Source organism: 'Nostoc azollae' 0708 (assembly GCF_000196515.1).
Classification (GTDB): domain Bacteria; phylum Cyanobacteriota; class Cyanobacteriia; order Cyanobacteriales; family Nostocaceae; genus Trichormus_B; species Trichormus_B azollae.
In genome coordinates, this window is sequence record NC_014248.1 from 1,212,946 (window position 1) to 1,230,847 (window position 17,902).

At 39.9% G+C, this 17,902-nt stretch carries 15 protein-coding genes and 5 pseudogenes; 10 read left to right on the forward strand and 10 right to left on the reverse strand.

Annotation, left to right across the window (positions count from 1 at the left end):
• Positions 1-169: 169 nt before the first annotated feature.
• The 3 genes from cysE to AAZO_RS05485 form a co-directional block, all read right to left on the reverse strand.
• The gene (gene cysE, locus AAZO_RS05475) at positions 170-940 is read right to left on the reverse strand and encodes a serine O-acetyltransferase (protein ID WP_013190479.1); all 771 of its coding nucleotides are present in this window, start codon (positions 938-940) and stop codon (positions 170-172) included.
• A 223-nt stretch (positions 941-1,163) separates the two neighbouring features.
• Entirely contained in the window at positions 1,164-1,655 is a 492-nt protein-coding gene (locus tag AAZO_RS05480) for a hypothetical protein (RefSeq protein ID WP_013190480.1), read from the reverse strand.
• A 170-nt stretch (positions 1,656-1,825) separates the two neighbouring features.
• The gene (locus AAZO_RS05485) at positions 1,826-3,502 is read right to left on the reverse strand and encodes a DUF3352 domain-containing protein (protein ID WP_013190481.1); all 1,677 of its coding nucleotides are present in this window, start codon (positions 3,500-3,502) and stop codon (positions 1,826-1,828) included.
• Positions 3,503-3,566: 64 nt separating this feature from the next.
• On the opposite strand from AAZO_RS05485, the gene AAZO_RS05490 reads away from it, so the two are divergent.
• The 3 genes and pseudogenes from AAZO_RS05490 (at position 3,567) to AAZO_RS05500 (ending at position 6,085) form a co-directional block, all read left to right on the forward strand.
• The gene (locus tag AAZO_RS05490; protein ID WP_013190482.1) at positions 3,567-3,926 is read left to right on the forward strand and encodes a rhodanese-like domain-containing protein; all 360 of its coding nucleotides are present in this window, start codon (positions 3,567-3,569) and stop codon (positions 3,924-3,926) included.
• A gap of 378 nt (positions 3,927-4,304) precedes the next feature.
• Positions 4,305-5,402, forward strand: coding sequence for a heat-inducible transcriptional repressor HrcA (gene hrcA, locus AAZO_RS05495; RefSeq protein ID WP_013190483.1), 1,098 nt, complete (start codon positions 4,305-4,307; stop codon positions 5,400-5,402).
• A 13-nt stretch (positions 5,403-5,415) separates the two neighbouring features.
• Positions 5,416-6,085: pseudogene (locus AAZO_RS05500) on the forward strand (DUF2834 domain-containing protein).
• A 238-nt stretch (positions 6,086-6,323) separates the two neighbouring features.
• On the opposite strand, the gene AAZO_RS05505 reads toward AAZO_RS05500, so the two are convergent.
• From AAZO_RS05505 to AAZO_RS05525, 7 genes and pseudogenes are all read right to left on the reverse strand, one after another.
• Positions 6,324-6,590 (reverse strand): type II toxin-antitoxin system RelE/ParE family toxin, encoded by a 267-nt coding sequence (locus tag AAZO_RS05505; RefSeq protein ID WP_013190485.1) that lies wholly within the window; start codon positions 6,588-6,590, stop codon positions 6,324-6,326.
• A gap of 163 nt (positions 6,591-6,753) precedes the next feature.
• Positions 6,754-7,155 (reverse strand): annotated as a pseudogene (locus AAZO_RS28915) (transposase family protein); the annotation flags it as partial.
• 46 nt (positions 7,156-7,201) lie between these two features.
• A complete protein-coding gene (locus AAZO_RS28920) occupies positions 7,202-7,429 on the reverse strand; it encodes a transposase family protein (RefSeq protein ID WP_266888362.1) in 228 nt (75 codons plus the stop codon).
• Positions 7,430-8,032: 603 nt separating this feature from the next.
• Positions 8,033-8,415: pseudogene (locus tag AAZO_RS37030) on the reverse strand (Na+-transporting NADH:ubiquinone oxidoreductase, subunit NqrB); the annotation flags it as partial.
• Positions 8,416-8,471: 56 nt separating this feature from the next.
• Positions 8,472-8,606, reverse strand: a complete 135-nt coding sequence (locus tag AAZO_RS40960; RefSeq protein WP_266888365.1) for a hypothetical protein — start codon at positions 8,604-8,606, stop codon at positions 8,472-8,474.
• Between the two features lie 224 nt (positions 8,607-8,830).
• Positions 8,831-10,099, reverse strand: a complete 1,269-nt coding sequence (locus AAZO_RS05520) for an FAD-dependent hydroxylase (protein WP_013190486.1) — start codon at positions 10,097-10,099, stop codon at positions 8,831-8,833.
• Between the two features lie 90 nt (positions 10,100-10,189).
• A complete protein-coding gene (locus AAZO_RS05525; RefSeq protein ID WP_013190487.1) occupies positions 10,190-10,945 on the reverse strand; it encodes a YebC/PmpR family DNA-binding transcriptional regulator in 756 nt (251 codons plus the stop codon).
• 180 nt (positions 10,946-11,125) lie between these two features.
• Between AAZO_RS05525 and AAZO_RS05535 the strand changes: the two are divergent.
• From AAZO_RS05535 to AAZO_RS05565, 7 genes and pseudogenes are all read left to right on the forward strand, one after another.
• Positions 11,126-12,477 (forward strand): annotated as a pseudogene (locus AAZO_RS05535) (ABC transporter substrate-binding protein).
• 221 nt (positions 12,478-12,698) lie between these two features.
• The gene (gene ffh / locus AAZO_RS05540; RefSeq protein ID WP_013190488.1) at positions 12,699-14,156 is read left to right on the forward strand and encodes a signal recognition particle protein; all 1,458 of its coding nucleotides are present in this window, start codon (positions 12,699-12,701) and stop codon (positions 14,154-14,156) included.
• A gap of 245 nt (positions 14,157-14,401) precedes the next feature.
• Positions 14,402-14,662: a 30S ribosomal protein S16 gene (gene rpsP / locus AAZO_RS05545; RefSeq protein WP_013190489.1), complete on the forward strand. Its 261-nt coding sequence runs from the start codon at positions 14,402-14,404 to the stop codon at positions 14,660-14,662.
• Between the two features lie 7 nt (positions 14,663-14,669).
• Positions 14,670-15,056 (forward strand): KH domain-containing protein, encoded by a 387-nt coding sequence (locus AAZO_RS05550; protein WP_013190490.1) that lies wholly within the window; start codon positions 14,670-14,672, stop codon positions 15,054-15,056.
• Between the two features lie 392 nt (positions 15,057-15,448).
• Positions 15,449-16,402: a PhoH family protein gene (locus AAZO_RS05555; protein WP_013190491.1), complete on the forward strand. Its 954-nt coding sequence runs from the start codon at positions 15,449-15,451 to the stop codon at positions 16,400-16,402.
• Positions 16,403-16,620: 218 nt separating this feature from the next.
• A complete protein-coding gene (locus AAZO_RS05560; RefSeq protein WP_013190493.1) occupies positions 16,621-17,028 on the forward strand; it encodes a ChuX/HutX family heme-like substrate-binding protein in 408 nt (135 codons plus the stop codon).
• A gap of 455 nt (positions 17,029-17,483) precedes the next feature.
• Positions 17,484-17,879 (forward strand): annotated as a pseudogene (locus AAZO_RS05565) (transposase); the annotation flags it as partial.
• Positions 17,880-17,902 lie beyond the last annotated feature (23 nt).

The following is a 17,902-nucleotide window of genomic DNA, read 5'->3' on the forward strand; positions in this document are numbered from 1 at the left end:
CAGCCAAAGATAAATACAGAACCAGCTATAAAAAATAAAGGAATACTTAATGTTCTCCTATGTTGCCTGATATTTTTCATCAATGCTTCTGTATTCATTTTTGGCATATTTTAAAATTTCCTAAATGTCTCAATTGTCTGATGGACAAATAAAAGCCCACATCTATGTTTTAGATCCCTGCTCCGTCTAAAAATTCTTGTATGGCTTTATCTCTGATATTACAAATAGGTGCTTCTGTTGTGAATTTTTCTCTTTCAAAATTTACAGCCCCTACGCTTGCTAAAACAGGAGTTTTGAAGTGGGAAGGCATATCTTGAAGTTGTTGAATTTGTTCTTCTAGTGCTTCTAGCCGATTGACTAAGGCGCGAATTACTTCAGCTTCTGAGTCTGGTAAGTTGTTGTGTTCTAGAGGAGCAACCCGGACACCAGAACGGTAGATGATGCGTCCTGGTATACCCACAACAGTGCAGTTAGAAGGAACATCTCTTAATACGACTGAACCTGCTCCAATGCGGACGTTATTACCAATTTGCAGATTCCCCAAAACTTTTGCACCTGCACCAACGACGACATTTTCGCCTAATGTGGGGTGACGTTTGCCGCTTTCTTTACCAGTACCTCCAAGGGTGACTCCTTGATAAATGAGTGCGTAGTCTCCCACGATGGCTGTTTCACCAATGACAACGCCCATACCGTGATCTATAAATACTCCTTTACCAATTAAAGCCCCTGGGTGAATTTCAATGCCAGTTAAAAACCGAGCTATGTGAGAAATTAAACGGGGGATAAAGGGAATACCGATAGCACGCAGCCAGTGAGCCAGCCGATGGAATATTAAGGCTTGTAAGCCTGGATAGCAAAACAGGACTTCTAACCAATTCCGGGCTGCTGGGTCACGTTCAAAGATGATGCGAAAATCGGTACTAAGTGTAGAGAGCATCGAGATAATACCCAAAAAGCATAACGAGCTACTTTCCCATTTTATCGTTACTTGGTCATCGGTGATTGGGGACTGGGGAATGGGGAGTGGGGACTGGAAAAAATTAATCAACTCTTACCTCTTAACTATTACCTTCCTGTTGTCACCTGTCACCTGCCACCTGTTACCTGTCACAGGTTACCTATTCTCTTCCTACTGTCACCTGTCACCTGTCACCTATTCCCTATTGCTCTATTGTTAAGGTGTAGTTATCTTGAACTCCGGGGTTAAATGTACCTACCCAAAGCTGATAAATACCTTTTTTCCAGTTGCGATCGCTCACACTAGCCTCTTTACTTTTACCAATATCATCACCACAGCGAATTGTTCCATCATCTGGCCCTTTGATGAATATAGTGGTATCTTTACCACCGCTGTTAATTAATATTTTTAGGTTATCAAAGTCTTTTTCTAGAACCAGGATGTGATCAGGATTAGGATCACCAAAACCAATACACACTTTTTGATCGCGATCACGGTTACTCATTGCAGAGAAGGAGTAAGAACCACCTGTAAAACCAGTCACAATTCCTTTTTGCGCTTCAAACCCTGGTGACAGTTTCAGGGTTCCAAAGTTGGCTTTTTGGGCTAATACAGGTGTAGCCATGATAGTGATAATGGACGCTAATAGCCAGCTAGCTTGACAAAATTGAAGCCAAAAGTGACTCTCTCTCATATTAGCCCTCCCAAATAATTTTCTCTAACTGTAGATACTAATTTTAGGTAAGAACATGATCAATTGGGAGTCGCTATGTGACATTTGAATCTGACACAAACATAAAATTAACGATGTTGAGATCCCCGCCTTCTGAAAAAAAGCCGAGGTTCTACCTTTTCAGGAATAATTCATAACCCGAGGTTGAAAAATATACCGCCTTTCAGAGTTCTTGATTCACTCCTGTAAGTACTAACTGTAAGTGATCGCAAATTGTTAAATAGTGGTTTAGCCAACACCTCTACAAATTTGAGAATCGGTAGCTGACGTTCCAGAATATCTTGGCTCTTTTTCCAGTCAATATATACATAACCTTGGTTTGATTTAGGGAAGACAGCTACATCATCCTGAAAATTGGGATTATCAAGGAAAGAATTTTCCCGACTGGAGAGAATTTTCTCCAAGGTTCCCAAATCAGAGGTGAAAATTTCATAATTATCAATGGTTGTATGGGCTCCCCGGATTTTTGCTTCGAAGTTGACATCTGCTTGATCTTGAGTAGTAGCAGTTAACTCTGTCCAAGCGGAGACTGTTTGCTGGTTGAGGGTGAGGGAACTGACATTAAAACCCTTGTTCTTAGCAACCTGATCTAATCGCGCTATACCTGATTCTAATTGCGGTGTTTTTTCCACGACAAACACCCAATCAGGGTTTCTATTTGCTGGATTGGGTAAAAGACCAATTGCATATTCTCCTACTACCCAACTAAAAATATCCTCATTCAAGTTTAAACCCCAGTGATTTTTTACATCAACCACAGCTTTGAGCCAACGAGAAATAGCCTCTTCCGGTGAACCATAGATTGTTGCTGTTCCTTGTTGCCAGAGTTTTGCTAAATTACTCTCACCCAGATTGGTTAAATTTGCACCTGTGATCGCCAAACCTACCGATTTTGGAATATACTGCAATGCACCCACAGGTTTAGACAGTGGAACAGATACAGGTACAACTTCGGACGCAGTGAAAAATGTACTTTCAGCCAAAAGTCCTTGGGAATTTAATACCAAAGAAATGAATTGGCTGTTATAGGTTGATTCTCGCAGTTCTAGACCTTGCCATTGTGCAACCAGTGGCAAATTTAGGAAACTTACAGCTACAGCACCTTTAGGTAATTCTTTAATAGCTTGCTCATATTCGGGATAACTGCTCAAATTTAAATCTGGAGCTTGAACATTATTAATTGCTTCTCGCAGCACCTTAATATCATTAGCAAACAGGACAAAATTATCAATAACCGCACCAGCTAAACTATTTTGGATTTTGGACTTTGGATTTTGGATTTCTGTGAGTCTTGCTATTTCGGGATAGTCATAAAGTAATTTCACACCATTATATTGTTCTACTTCTAAATTTGTTCCAGTTAAAGCCCGCTTAGAAAACAACACTTCCACAAACTCGCGGCTTTTTTCTGGGTTATCAGTAGAAAGTGCCATGAAATACCCTGGCTGTAGTCCATTTTCTGGATCACGGTCTATATCTTGGCTAGTAACAGCCAATGTAATTTCATTATTGAGCCAAGGTTTAATATCGTCCTGGTAATTTATATTACTTTTTGCTAATAAACTGTTTTTGAATTTAGAAATTTCCCCTTGTTGTTCTATTGCTTGCAAACGGTCAGGATTAACCAGCAATGACACCATTACAGGTGAGAACTTCGACACAAATATAGCAGCCCCTGGTTGAGAGATAAGGGTGCTGAATTTCACGGGAATTCTGCCGAAAAACCAGTAAAAGCCAGCAACCGCAATTAGTAGCACAGCAATGACACCAGCTATTATGAAACCAAAAAAGGAACGTTGATTATTCACATTCAACCTATTTTCTCACTTTTCTGCCACCATGAAATAGTATAGGATTCTTTAGGAAAACTACATGACAGGTAAATATTTTGGTCAATCCTTGACCCAGATTAGCGTGGAAGAACTAGCAAAACGTCTTGCTGACAGTGAGCCTGGTTTGCAGTTGATAGACGTGCGCGAACCTAAAGAAGTGGAAATAGCCAGTATTGAGGGCTTTGTCAACCTGCCTCTGAGTGAATTTGCACAATGGGGTGAAGAAGTACCTAATCGTTTTGACCCTAATGCAGAAACTATTGTTCTGTGTCATCACGGTGTTCGTTCTGCTCAAATGTGTCAATGGTTAGTAGCTCAAGGTTTTACAAATGTTAAAAATATTACGGGCGGTATTTCTGCCTACTCCATATTAGTTGATTCAGCAATTCCTCAGTATTAGGAAATAGGTCAGTTATAAGTTATTGCTGTTAACTGCCTTCTTCCCCCTTTATTTGCTCACAACTAGCCATGTAACAGAACCCAAATGGATCTTTTGTATATTCAACTACAGCTTATTCAAGGGATGTGATGAAATAATATGATTAAGTAGAGCTGAGTTTATCTTTTTTTGTGCTATAGGTGAGGCTGTATGAGTGAATACGCATAAAATAAATGCTGAAGGGAAGCTTTGCACTAGAAGCTTTGCACTAAATTAATATAGTATAAGTATATAATTTGTAATCTTGACTTAATTAATAATTAATCTTTTTTTGTGTGGTGAACACCACGGATTTTTTCAAACCTTGGTTAAAATTTGCCTTCAGTAAAATATCCTCCTATGCAAGTCCAGCTGACAAATCGACAACAGCATATACTTTGGGCAACTGTGCGCCACTATATTGCTACAGCAGAACCTGTTGGTTCTAAAGCCCTAATTGAAGAATTTGACCTTGGTGTTAGTTCCGCAACCATCCGCAATGTCATGGGCGTTTTAGAAAAATCAGGATTACTTTACCAACCACATACTTCTGCGGGTAGAATACCTTCTGATTCTGGTTATCGGATTTATGTTGATCAACTTATTACACCTTCTCTGCGAGACCCTACACGAACAGAAGCTTTAACTAAAGAAGTGGAAAATGCTTTACAACAACGTCTCCATTGGGAAGATTGGAGTTTGGAAGCTTTTTTACAAGGTGCGGCTCAAATTTTGGCAACTTTGAGTGGCTGTATTACCTTGATTACTATGCCACAAACAACTACAGTGCAGTTAATACATTTGCAATTAGTGCAAATTGAAGGTGATAGAATTATGCTGATTGTGGTGACAGATAGTTATGAGACACATTCTAAGGTGATGGATTTGTTCACTGCGTCGTCAGAAACTAAACCTGATCCAGCAGTAATTGATCACGAATTACAGATTGTTTCTAACTTTTTGAATAGCCATTTACGAGGACGAAGTTTATTAGAATTAGCCAAACTGGATTGGAGTGAATTAGATCAAGAGTTTCAACGCTATGGAGAATTCTTGAAAAATTCAGTTGCAGAATTAGCGCGTCGGACCGTGGTACCAAATGCAACACAAATTATGGTGAGGGGTGTGGGTGAGGTGTTACGTCAACCAGAGTTTTCTCAAGTACAACAAGTACAAACTATCATCCATCTTTTAGAAGAAGAACAAGAGCAATTATGGCGGTTAATTTGTGAAGAATCAGATGTTGAGGAAATGGGTAAGCCAAGGGTGACAGTGAGAATTGGGACAGAAAATCCACTAGAACCGATTCGGACTTGTTCATTAATTTCGTCTACTTATCGTCGGGGTTCTATCCCTGTGGGAAGTGTAGGTGTTTTGGGTCCAACTCGGTTAGACTATGAAGGTGCGATCGCAGTTGTGGCAGCCGCAGCAGATTATCTATCGGAAGCTTTTAGTTAAACTTCATAAGTTTATGCTGAGAAAAATTTCTTTTGGTTTATTATGGCTAGGATTTATTTCCTATGCCTTTTTACTTGCTCCTCCTGATCAACCACATACTTTGGAGTTAATTAAAAATCTTTCTACAGGTAATTTCCAAGGGATTAATACTGTCATAATTACCTGATATTACATTATGGGTATCTGGCCTTTAATCTACGGTGCGTATTGATGGGAGAAAGCAAAAATCCACGCTTGGCCGTTTGCTAAAGGTTCCTTTGCAGTTGGTGCTTTTGCACTTTTACCGTATTTAGCTTTAAGAGGACCGAATCCAGAATTTGTAGGTCGAAAAAAATCTATTGATCAAAATATTTGATTCTCGCATCACTGGTGTTTTACTAACTTTAGGTGCAGGTCCTTTAGTTGTATATAGTTTGTAAGGAGACTGGGTTAATTTTGCTCAACAATGGCAAACTAGCAGATTTATTCATGTCATGAGTCTGGATTTTTGTATGTTGAGTTTATTATTGCGTACCTTATTCGTAGATAATATAACGGGACGGGATCGGAAGGATAATCCATTATTTTGGCTATTTTCTGTAGTTCCTTTATTTGGTGCGTTGATTTATTTGTGTGCGCGTCCATCTTTGGAAGAAGTGGATGTAGAATTAACAGCTAATCAGCAAGCAACATTGACAAAATAATTTAACGTGAGATTTGGTTTACAAGTATGATTAAGGCTATTAGTTAGATAGTTCAAATTCAAGCAATATGTTAATCAGATTCACAGTGGAAAACTTTCTATCCTTTAACCAAACCGAACCTGATGTTCTTTTTACCAAAAATCAAGCAGAACGTGATTTGCGGATGATGAAGTGCAAGCAGAGAATTTCTAGTGGTTTTCGCTCATTCGATGAAAGTGGTTTCATTCGCTAATATCCTTTATTTTCTTTCTACTGCTTCTAAACATGGTCTTAATCTCCTGGAAGTTATTACTGAGGTGCGCCAAAAACCATCTCCTGCTTTAAACCTTAGTTCCTTCATGTTGCTATGTCGTGAACCATTAGGCGTGTCAACATGAGGTCGTCCTAATTCCGAACCGAAAGCTTCTAATAGACCAGCACGAGCAAGTAACCTATTCTGCACTTCTTCTGGTAGAGCATCAAATTCTGGCTCAAAATCCTGATGAAACTCAACAACCCAACTCATTAGAGAGGTCCGAAAATTTAGAAAGGAGTCTGTGTCTGGCTTTCCATAGTGTTAAGATGAGGAAAGAGCCAAGGAAAGAATCAGGGTTGGGAATAGTAACTGATAGTTCCTATCCATGAAGATGTTGATGACAAATTCATAACTGACCTCATATCCATAACATTTATGAAATGGGCAAAACTAATGAACCAATTCCTAATGTGACTAAACCACAAATAGTAAGAATTACTTGTGAGTAAATTGGGGAATCCAGGGGAAATCTTTGTTGAGGTACCCGGAATATTGTTACAAGTCTAATGACCTGTTCAACAACAATACCCTTGGTGAAAAACTCCTTGTTTCCTGCCTTTTGTTCTGAGGTTAATTCTGCTTTACGTGGTTTCTTATAAGCTGTGCTAATATTCTTTCCTCCTTGATATGCTTTATCTCCTTCAAATATTTGGTTGTTATGGAACTCTTCTTGTTGCTCTCGAAATAAGCTAATATCACTGCTTGGGCCTTTTTCTCCTACTTCTACATCGACAATATCTTTTCCTTCTGGTAAGTTGACAAACTGATTTTTAAATCTGTGCTGCTTGTTCTTACCTGGAAAATACTTTTCTTGGTCCTGATTATCTGAAGGTCTTCCTCATGGGTGTTCCATGCTGTCCACTATTAAGTGAAACTCCGTCAATAGTTCTATGGCCATGGCATGCATAATCGCTATCATGCTTTTCTACCTGTTCAAGGAGACTAGGAGGGAAAACATCTCGTAATATCTCTAGCCAGTAATGAAATGTGTCCTTTGCTTCCGTTTTCCATATACCGAAATGCAAACTTAAAACCTCAAATGTTGGCATTTTCGTCAAATAGAACAAGCATAGACATACCTGTTCTTTTATCTCTAGTTTCCTTTTCCCCCCTGCTCCTTTCTGAATTTATACCTATCTTTTTACTTTCTATGTCACCTTGAAGTTTTCTCTGGTGCATTTCACCTTTGGCTAACAAGTCCTGAAACTGATGGTTAGTTATTCCCAGTATTTGTTTTCTACCATGTGGATATTCTTGAATATAGTTAATTTAGTGGATTTTTCCTTTTGCTACACCCTCAAAATTCCCTTCTACTATTTTTTTGACACCAAGTTAATTTTCGTGACAGGTCTAAGGGCTAAATCATCTCTTCGCCATGTTACCCAAGTTCTTTTACTATTGAGATGACTCCAAAACCTTTTGCAAATAAGCAGGATGCTTATTTGCAATTAACTTGAGCCGAACTGGATGATTGCAACCAGCTTGCAATTATTTTCAGTCGGTTTGCAATTAATTCGATCTGAACTGCAATCATCTTATTTGCAATTAATTTGAGCCACAAATTGTCTTGTTTGCAAGCTGGAGCATTTATTTATGTTTGTGAGCCGCAACACATACCACCATTCTTCTCGCCACTGTCCAGGGGAACCTCAAGCATCAGTGGTAAGGGCTAAGGCGGAAATAATGCCAAAGTTGGGGGGTTTGAAAAAACGCTTATCACCTGTTTGGAAGACAAATTTCCTACCTATTGTGGTGCCTGCAGTTAAAGCCATGGTTGTCCAATGAATGAATGGTCAGCCCTTAGTAATAAACTGACTCCGAGAGAGGTAATTAAGGCGCTGCGGAGATTAAAGGATGGTGGTTGATCATTTGCGTGTTTGCTAATTACTCATGACAATATCCATTGGGTTGATAGACAAGTTGTGATCGCTATTAAAATTAATTCAGGCCGCAATGTCCAGTGTCGTGTGCCAATCCCTAAAATCAGGAATAGACTCAGAAATAGAATTTGACAATCTCTAATATCTTTAAACATTACCCCTTGATGCGGGGATTTCCTCTAACTTTCCATCAATTTAGACGAGAATAGGGCTAAATAATATTCTTGTTACAATTTCTGTTACGGATTTTGTTGCAAATATAGAAATACAGCAAGAAAAATGCCGTTAACCCAGCACCACCGTTGAGAATATCATTACCACCATAGCCATAGATGGTGTCTGCCAAATTTATACCTGCAAGTATAGGGTAAAATATTAGATACGAGTACCTTGAAAAGTACCGTTGTCATTGGAACTAGTACCGCCGTGAATTCAAAATGCTTCTTTCAGAACAGCTAAGCCAACAAAATTCAAAATTTATATGGTGTAAGCTTTTCAGAGATTTGGAATGGTTGGTTTATTTACGCGGTACTGTACTAGTGCCATGAATAGTAGCCATTTGCTATCTTGTCAGCATTTTATCTTTTTTCCCAATTCTGGAGTTTTTCCCTTCAAGCCAATCATCAATTTGAGTGTAAATATTTTGAGCATGGGTACTCGCTCCATCAAGTATAAACCTAGGCGTCGTAAAATTACCACTGGGAAAAAATTATTAGAAAACACTCTATCTAACAAATCAGTAAAACCTAAAATTGTCAGGTTTTCTTTTTTTCGCCAACTTTCATATTTTTTGAGAATCTCAATTTTACCGATATCTTCACCAGCTTGGTTTGCTGTTTGGATAACTTCCGCTAATGCTGCTGCGTCACGAATCCCTAAATTCAAACCTTGTCCACCGACAGGATGACAGTTGTGTGCTGCGTCACCGACTAAAGCCAAACGGGGGAGAACATAGCGATCACTCTGCATCAACTGTACCTGAAAAATAAAGCGATCACCTAATAATTCCAATTTACCCATCTGATCACCATAATACTTGGTGAGTTCAGCCAAAAATTCCTCATCACTCAGAGCACACAAGGCTTTTGCTTCTTCATGGGGTGCAGTCCAAACAATGCGGCAACGATTCCCCGGTAAAGGTAAAATTGCAAAAGGTCCACTAGACCAAAATTTTTCGTAGGCTGTATAATTATGTGATTTTTCTGGTTTCACAAAAGCCACAATACAAGACTGCCAATATTTCCAGCCTTTTGTTTTAATTCCCGCTGCTTGACGAATTGGCGACTTTGAACCATCAGCCGCTGCTAATAATTTACTCCGAATTGACCGATTCTCACCTTCAAATTTGATATTAATGGTAACTATATCTTGCTCATTCTGCGTACTTACTACTTCTGCAGGACATAGATAAGTTACATCTTTACAACCTGCCAAAAATTCCTGTAAAGGTTGTAACAGTGCATAATGTTCTCCCACATAACCTAATTCTTGTAACCCTAAATCAGAATCTTGAAATTTCACCACCTCAGAATAGTCTGCGTCAGATAAACGCACCTGTCTATATTTAGCTATATTAGGCAGTATTTTATCCCAAATTCCAATTCCTTGAAAAATTCGGGCTGACAGCAGATGTACAGCATAAGTTTGGCCTTTAGCTACTGCGGCAGATGTCACCTTGGCTTCAATTAGCAGTATACTTAAGCCAGAGTCTTTTAAAGCAGCAGCCAGAGTTAAACCAACAATCCCACCACCGACAATTACCAAATCATAATCATATCCCCGTTGGTTTGTGGGTGTGTGAGAAGAGGGAAGAATTTGAGTAAGCTGGGTAAGTGACATTGTTAAGATAGATCACGGCGTTTTACCTATTATTTTTACGCAAGTTCCCTAAGAGAGCAAGGGATCGCAGTCGGTTAACCGTGCAGAATACTAAGCCATTGCAGCCATTAAATTCTCAGCCATTTCAAAATTAGCCGTGACATTCTGCACATCATCTAACCCTTCTAAAGTATCAATTAATTTAAGAAGAGATTTAGCCTGATCAGGATCTGTAACTTCCACCTGATTCCCAGGAATCCAACGCAACTCTATATCTGTAACATTAAAACCCTTTGTTTTCAATGTGTGACTAAGTTTTTCTAAATTTACCAGCTCAGTAAAAACCTCAACCATTTCCTCAGCAATCATTTCATAGGACTCAGCATCACCTTCCAATGAAGCTTCTAAAAGCTGTTCTTCATTAACCCGACCCTCAACTATACACACCCATTTTTGGGCAAATATCCAACTCACACAACCAGTTTCACCCAAATTCCCGCCATTTTTGCTAAAAGAAACCCGCAAATCTGCGGCTGTGCGATTACGATTATCTGTGAGGGCTTCAATTAAAATCGCCACACCACCAGGACCATAACCTTCATAGCGAATTTCTTCTAAACTGGAGTTATCGCCCCCAAAAGTACCAGCACCCTTGGCAATCGCTCTTTCAATATTATCATTGGGAATTCCCGCCGCCTTCGCCTTATCAATCGCCGTCCGCAGTTGAAAATTTCCCGCCGCATCTGGTACACCATTTCTCGCAGCAACTATTATCGCCCGCGATAGCTGCGTAAAGACATTTCCCCTTTTTGCATCTACTATCGCCTTCTGATGCTTAATATTTGCCCATTTACTATGTCCTGCCATAAAGAAAGAAAAATGTTAACAGTCTATTCAAACATAGAATATAACGTCATTGGTGATTGGTGATTGGTGATTGGTGGGCATTAGAAAAATCACTTCCCCATCTTCCCCATCTCCCTCATCTCCCCAGTCCTGATTCCCTGCTAGAAGATCATTGATTGTGCAAGTTCTCAAGTTTTGATGATGAAACTGCTTAAATTTGTCAATCATGTGGATCAACTTTTAGTTCCCCACAATTTCCGACGCAAATCGAAGAAAGTACAATATTACCTTAGTAGTTTACTGCTAGTGCTGTTTGTAGGTATCTTGGCTTTGGGTGGTTATCAAGCTATACATCCTCATAAAGTAACTCATATAACTCTGTGGCATGGTGTAAATCCACCACCAAATCCGGATATTTTACAAAAACTGGTAGACAAATTTAATCAAACTCACTCAAATATCCAGCTAGAATCACTGTATGTGGGGCAACAAGATCAAGAAATACCCAATTGACAGCACTGGTAGGAAATACACTACCTGATTTATTGTGGTAGAATCCCACAATTCCAGGACAATTAGTCGAACTGGGGGCAATCATAGCTTGAGATGACAAGTTAGCTAAATCTCCAGTTAAAATATTAATCCAACTTTGTATACATCAATGGAATACAAAGGTAAAATTTGGTCAGTCCCATTTGCTACAAATAACGTTAATGTTTATTACCGCCCAAGTTTATTTAAAGCTGTAGGAATTACTCAGTTACCGCAGACGTGGGAAGACTTACGACAAGTTGCTAAAAAATTCACTCTTGATACTAATGGAAATGGGCAGATAAATCAATATGGAATACTGCTACCTGCGGGAAAGGGAGAACTTACAGTTTTTACCTGGTTGCTGTTTATGTGGAGTCGTGGCAGTAATATTAGTAAAGGGTGATTCTCAAAGTGCAGCAGATGTTGTTTTGGCAGATAATCAAGGAGCGATCACAGCTTTCCAACTTTGGCAAAATTTAATCAAAGATGGTTCTGCTATATTATCCAGTTTAGAAAGGGGTTATGAGATAGAAAGCCTGCTTAATGGGAAGGTAGCCATGTAGGTAACAATCCTGTGGAGTTTAGCAGAATTGAAACAGAGTGGTCTACATTTTGATGTTTTTCCCATTCCTGTTGCTCAAGAACCTGCTACCGTAATAGGTGGAGAGAATCTGTTTTTGTTCAAAACCAGTCCAGAACTAGAAAAAGCCGACTTTAAATTTGCTGAGTATGCTTTGAGTGCACCTTTCCAAACAGAATTAGCTTTGGGAACATGTTATTTACCTGTAAATATCAAATTGCTTCAAAGTCCTAAATATCAAGAATTCCTGAAAGAACAACCACAAATCAAGGTATTTTTACAACAGGCAAAACACGGGCGATCACGTCCCATCTTTCCTGGTTATACTCGCATTTCCGACCCTTTAGAAAGGGCAGTTGAAGTAGTATTTTTAGGTAAAAGTTCCCCAGATGAAGCCCTGAAAGCAGCCCAGCAACTCTTAGATTTAATCTTCAATTAAAAAGAAGTTACCAGTTAGTTGTCGGAAAAACTCTTTCCCAATCCCCAGCAATTCACTGAGCTTTTTGAAGTGTCCCGACTCTCCAATCCTCTATATGCTACAGTTTGGAGCAAAAACTACTAAGCTGGTAAGATAGCACGTTCAAACTTTACCGGACATCCTGGAGCGCGATACAACTAATTCCGACTTTCTCACTGACTAACTTACGTTGTAACTACATTATGTTTGATGCACTATCTGATCGTTTAGAATCTGCCTGGAAAAAACTGCGCGGACAAGATAAAATCTCTCAATCCAACATTCAAGATGCTTTGCGCGAGGTGCGTCGCGCCTTGTTAGAAGCAGATGTTAACCTCCAAGTAGTCAAAGATTTTATTTCTGAAGTCGAAACCAAAGCTCAGGGAGCCGAGGTAATCACTGGCGTGCGCCCTGATCAACAGTTTATCAAAATTGTTTACGATGAACTTGTGCAGGTGATGGGGGAAGAAAATATTCCCCTAGCAGAAGTTGAGGGTAAAACTACCATCGTGTTAATGGCAGGTTTACAGGGTACTGGTAAAACCACTGCTACTGCCAAATTAGCCTTACACTTACGGAAATTAAATCGTAGTTGCTTGTTAGTCGCCACAGACGTATATCGTCCCGCAGCTATTGAGCAGCTTTTGACACTGGGTAAGCAAATTGACGTACCTGTGTTTGAATTAGGCAGCGATGCTGATCCCGTAGAAATTGCCCGTCAAGGTGTGGAACACGCTAGAGCAGAAGGCATTAATACAGTTATTGTTGATACAGCTGGACGCTTACAAATTGACCAGGATATGATGGCGGAATTATCCCGCATTAAGTCAACTATAGAACCTGACGAAACTTTGCTAGTAGTGGACTCAATGACGGGTCAAGAAGCCGCAAATCTGACTCGTACGTTTCACGACCAAATAGGTATTACTGGGGCAATTCTCACTAAGTTAGACGGGGATAGCCGGGGTGGTGCGGCCCTGTCAGTAAGACAAATTTCTGGTGCGCCGATTAAGTTTGTTGGTGTGGGTGAAAAAGTCGAGGCGCTACAACCGTTTTATCCTGAACGGATGGCTTCGCGGATTTTGGGGATGGGTGACGTTCTCACCTTAGTAGAGAAAGCCCAAGAAGAAATTGACTTGGCAGATGCCGAGCAAATGCAGGAGAAAATCCTGTCAGCGAAGTTTGACTTTACAGACTTTCTCAAACAGTTACGCCTCATGAAAAATATGGGGTCTTTGGGTGGAATCATGAAGTTGATTCCGGGTATGGGCAAGCTTTCAGATGACCAGTTGAAGCAGGGGGAAACCCAGCTAAAACGCTGTGAAGCCATGATTAATTCCATGACCAAGCAAGAACGCCGCAACCCGGATTTATTGGCGAGTTCTCCCAGTCGGCGGCGACGCATTGCTTCTGGTGCTGGCTATAGAGAGTCAGATGTCAGCAAGTTAGTGGGAGATTTCCAAAAAATGCGCTCGCTCATGCAACAAATGGGTCAAGGTAAATTCCCCGGTATGCCAGGAATGTTTGGTGGAGGCGTTATGGGCAACCCCCTAGTGGCAGGAAATCGACCTGCACCCGGTTGGCGTGGTTATCCCGGTGGCGTACCACCAACCAAAAAGAAAAAGAAAGAGAAAAAGAAAAAGGGCTTTGGCACTCTTTAAAAACAGGGAATAGGGAACAGGTGACAGCGCGGAGATAAGGAAGGGACTGCAATTCTCTTTCTTCTCCCTTTCTTGCCTTCTACCTGTCACCTGTTTCCTGCCACCTTTCCCCAATAATGCCTAGCAAGTGCTAAAATTGTCATTTTAGTATTGGAAGTTTTGAACAGAGGCCGTTTAGCCTAGTCACTTCTTCATGACAACAGTCACAAAATCACAACTTACAAACAGGACAACGAGTTCTCAACATGATCAAACTGCGCTTAAAGCGATTTGGTAAAAAGCGGGAGGCAAGTTACCGCATTATTGCTATTAACGACCTGTCTCGCCGTGATGGTCGTCCCCTAGAAGAACTAGGATTTTATAACCCCAGAACTGATGAAGTCCGATTGGATGTTCCCGGTATAGTTAAGCGACTACAACAAGGCGCTCAACCTACGGATACAGTTCGTCGCATTCTAGTAAAAGCTAACGTTTTTGAACAAGTCAGTGCAACAGCCGCATCGTAATCTGCAGATGAAATCATCAACAGCCAGTCCTAACTATATTGGGCTGGTAAAATTTCTTGTGCAGCCGTTTTTAGAATCTCCAGAGTCTTTAAGGGTCGATTGTGAAATGTCTCACATCCTCAAACGGGCTTGGATTCGCATTGCTTTTGACCCGGCAGACAAAGGAAAAGTTTTTGGTCGGGGGGGGCGCAATATTCAGGCGATTCGCACAGTGGTTGCAGCAGCAGCAGAATTGGCTGGGCAGTCAGTATACCTGGAGATCTACGGCAGCAGTTCCCAAAGTCGGGATGGTATGTCTTTCGATGAAGAACAGGAAGAAAGAATACCCCCACCAAGATCAAGAGAAAGAACTGGAAATATCCCCAGACCTGTTGCGAAACCCCGTTTCCAGTAGGTCTAAACTGGTAAATTTAAACGGACTTACCCAGTAATCCGTTCTGGAAAAAAATGGAGACAGGTGGCAACAAGATTGTCAAATCTTTTCGGCATCTCTCGTTAGTCTGACGGAGTTACCAATAAAGTATAGACATCTGTTGCCAGCCTATTCTCAGAATTAATTAAAATTTAGATTTTAGATTTTAGATTAGCAAAGACTGATTTAGACAGCGTTTGTGCTTATTATTGGGTTGAAGGATTTTGGGATGGCTGAATTTTTCATCATATTCCAGGTTAGAATATTGTGAATTCTTATAAAGATTAAAAAAATTCAAAAAATTATTTAGCCCAATTTTTTGGGAAAATATCATCTTCGTCAAGAATTGCTCCTGAACTTATAACTAAAAAACTATGGCAGGTGCTTTAACAATTCAGCTGCCTAATATTCCCAGTGTGATTGCTCTAGGGGGATATGGGGAAGCAAATCTCAAATTTCTATCTCAACAAACAGGAGCCAGCTTAGTTTTACGTGGACAGGAACTCCTAATTGCTGGTACAGAGAAGCAGGTTGATCTGGCAGCGCGATTAGTGCAATCTCTAGAAAACCTGTGGAGTAAAGGCAATAATATATCAACTGCGGATATTTTAACAGCCCGTCAAGCCATAGAGACCGATCGTCAAGGAGAATTCCAAGACCTACACCGAGACATCCTCGCCAAAAGTCGTCGTAATCAAGAAATCCGCGCTAAAACCTTTCGTCAAAGACAATATATTGAAGCCATTCGCAAACGCGACCTCACCTTTGGTATCGGTCCTGCTGGAACCGGTAAAACCTATCTTGCTGTCGTCGTTGCTGTCCAAGAACTTCTATCTCATCAATTTGAACGATTAATCTTAACCCGTCCTGCGGTAGAAGCAGGAGAAAAATTGGGATTTTTGCCAGGAGACCTACAACAAAAAGTTAATCCCTATCTTCGTCCCCTTTATGATGCCATCAATGAATTCATCGACCCTGAAAAAGTCCCCAATTTAATGGAACGTGGAGTAATTGAAGTTGCACCACTCGCTTATATGCGTGGCCGCACATTAGATAATGCCTTTGTAATTGTTGATGAAGCCCAAAATACCACACCAGCACAGATGAAAATGGTTTTAACCCGTCTGGGTTTTGGTTCACGAATGGTAATTACAGGTGACATCACACAAACAGATTTACCACTTCATCAACAATCAGGATTAATAGTAGCTTTACAAATTTTGAAGCACGTAGAAGACATTGCTTTTTGTGAATTTACCCAAAAAGATGTAGTTCGTCATCCTTTAGTACAGAGTATTGTCGCCGCTTACGAAGATCACGAAAGATAGTCAATTAGTCATTAGTAAAAAACTAAGTTATGAGTCAATACTACTCAGTTAAAATGCTCAAACCTTGGAGATCCCTCTTAATCCACGCCACTTGCTTGATGCCGGGAGACCCGTCCACCGCGGTGGCTACCTTTGAAAAGGGGGAAATAAAGCCATTCTTAGCCTCCCTTTTTAAGGGGGGTTGGGGAGATCAAAAGTTAACCAAGCAGTATTGAGTTATGAGTACAACATTGAGAGAATTTTTGGAAGCTTGTGAAAATTTAGGAACTTTACGTTTAATTGTCACTAGCAGCGCCGCAGTTTTAGAAGCACGTGGGAAAATAGAAAAGCTATTTTACGCAGAACTACTCAAAGGCAAATATGCCAATATGCATACCGAAGGATTTGAATTCCATTTGAATATGGACAAAATTACTCAAGTGAAATTTGAAACAGGTGAGGCAAAAAGAGGTAATTTTACAACCTATACAATCCGATTTTTAGATGATCAACAAGAACCTGCTTTAAGCATATTTTTACAATGGGGTAAACCCGGAGAATATGAACCAGGGCAAGTAGAAGGATGGCAAAACTTACGGGAAAAATATGGTGAAATTTGGCAACCTTTACCAATTGAAACTTTGTAACTTTCCCAATCAAAAATCCTCGAATTATCCAATATTTCGGGGATAATAATTTATCCTTTGTCTTGTTTGCTTTTTTGGTGAAAACACTGTTAATCTCCTGCTTAATACTTTCACTCCTCTTAGGAAATGGATAAGTATACGTAGGTGAATTAGCAGAACGATAATGTTACTCAATTAAGTTAAAAATTCGTTGAACTCCTTGTGTAATCAGAAGATGAATCCCTTGGAAGCATACGCCAGTTTCTGCCTCTTTCAGAGGAGCTTCCCTAACAAGTCGGGAAACCCGCCCAACGAACGCACTGGTTCTGAAGTATCCAACGCAAAGTAGGGGATTCTGTTGGTATAGTAACGAAGCTCCATTTGATGCTTTAATGCTAGTTCACTTTCGAGAAAGAATAGATATAAAATTAGTCAACAAATTGAATCAAGAAGTTGTTAAATAGTGGTTAGAAATAAAAGACAGAGACAACCGTGCTTGGTGTAAAGAAAGAGGTATTAGAATCAGTGAACTTCCTTTGGTAAGACCATCTAAAAATGTTAGTAAATAAAAAAAGAAACAAGCTTTGAAGGATGAGAGAATTCCTAACTATATTGAGGGTAAATTCGGACAAGCTAAACGAAGATTCAGCCTTGGGAGAGTGATGGCTAAACTTTCTCATACTTCTTTAACTGCAATTGCTATTTCTTTTTTAGTTATGAATCTTTCTACTCTTATCTTACGGCTTTTTTGTGTCTTTTTATGGCAATTTTTCAAAACCACATCTTTTTTCACTTCTTTTATTAATGAAAATTATGTTTTGGATAATCCCCAGCCCACAAAAACTTATCTTTTCCCCTATCTGACTATTTAGTCAATTCTTCTCTTGGCTTTTCA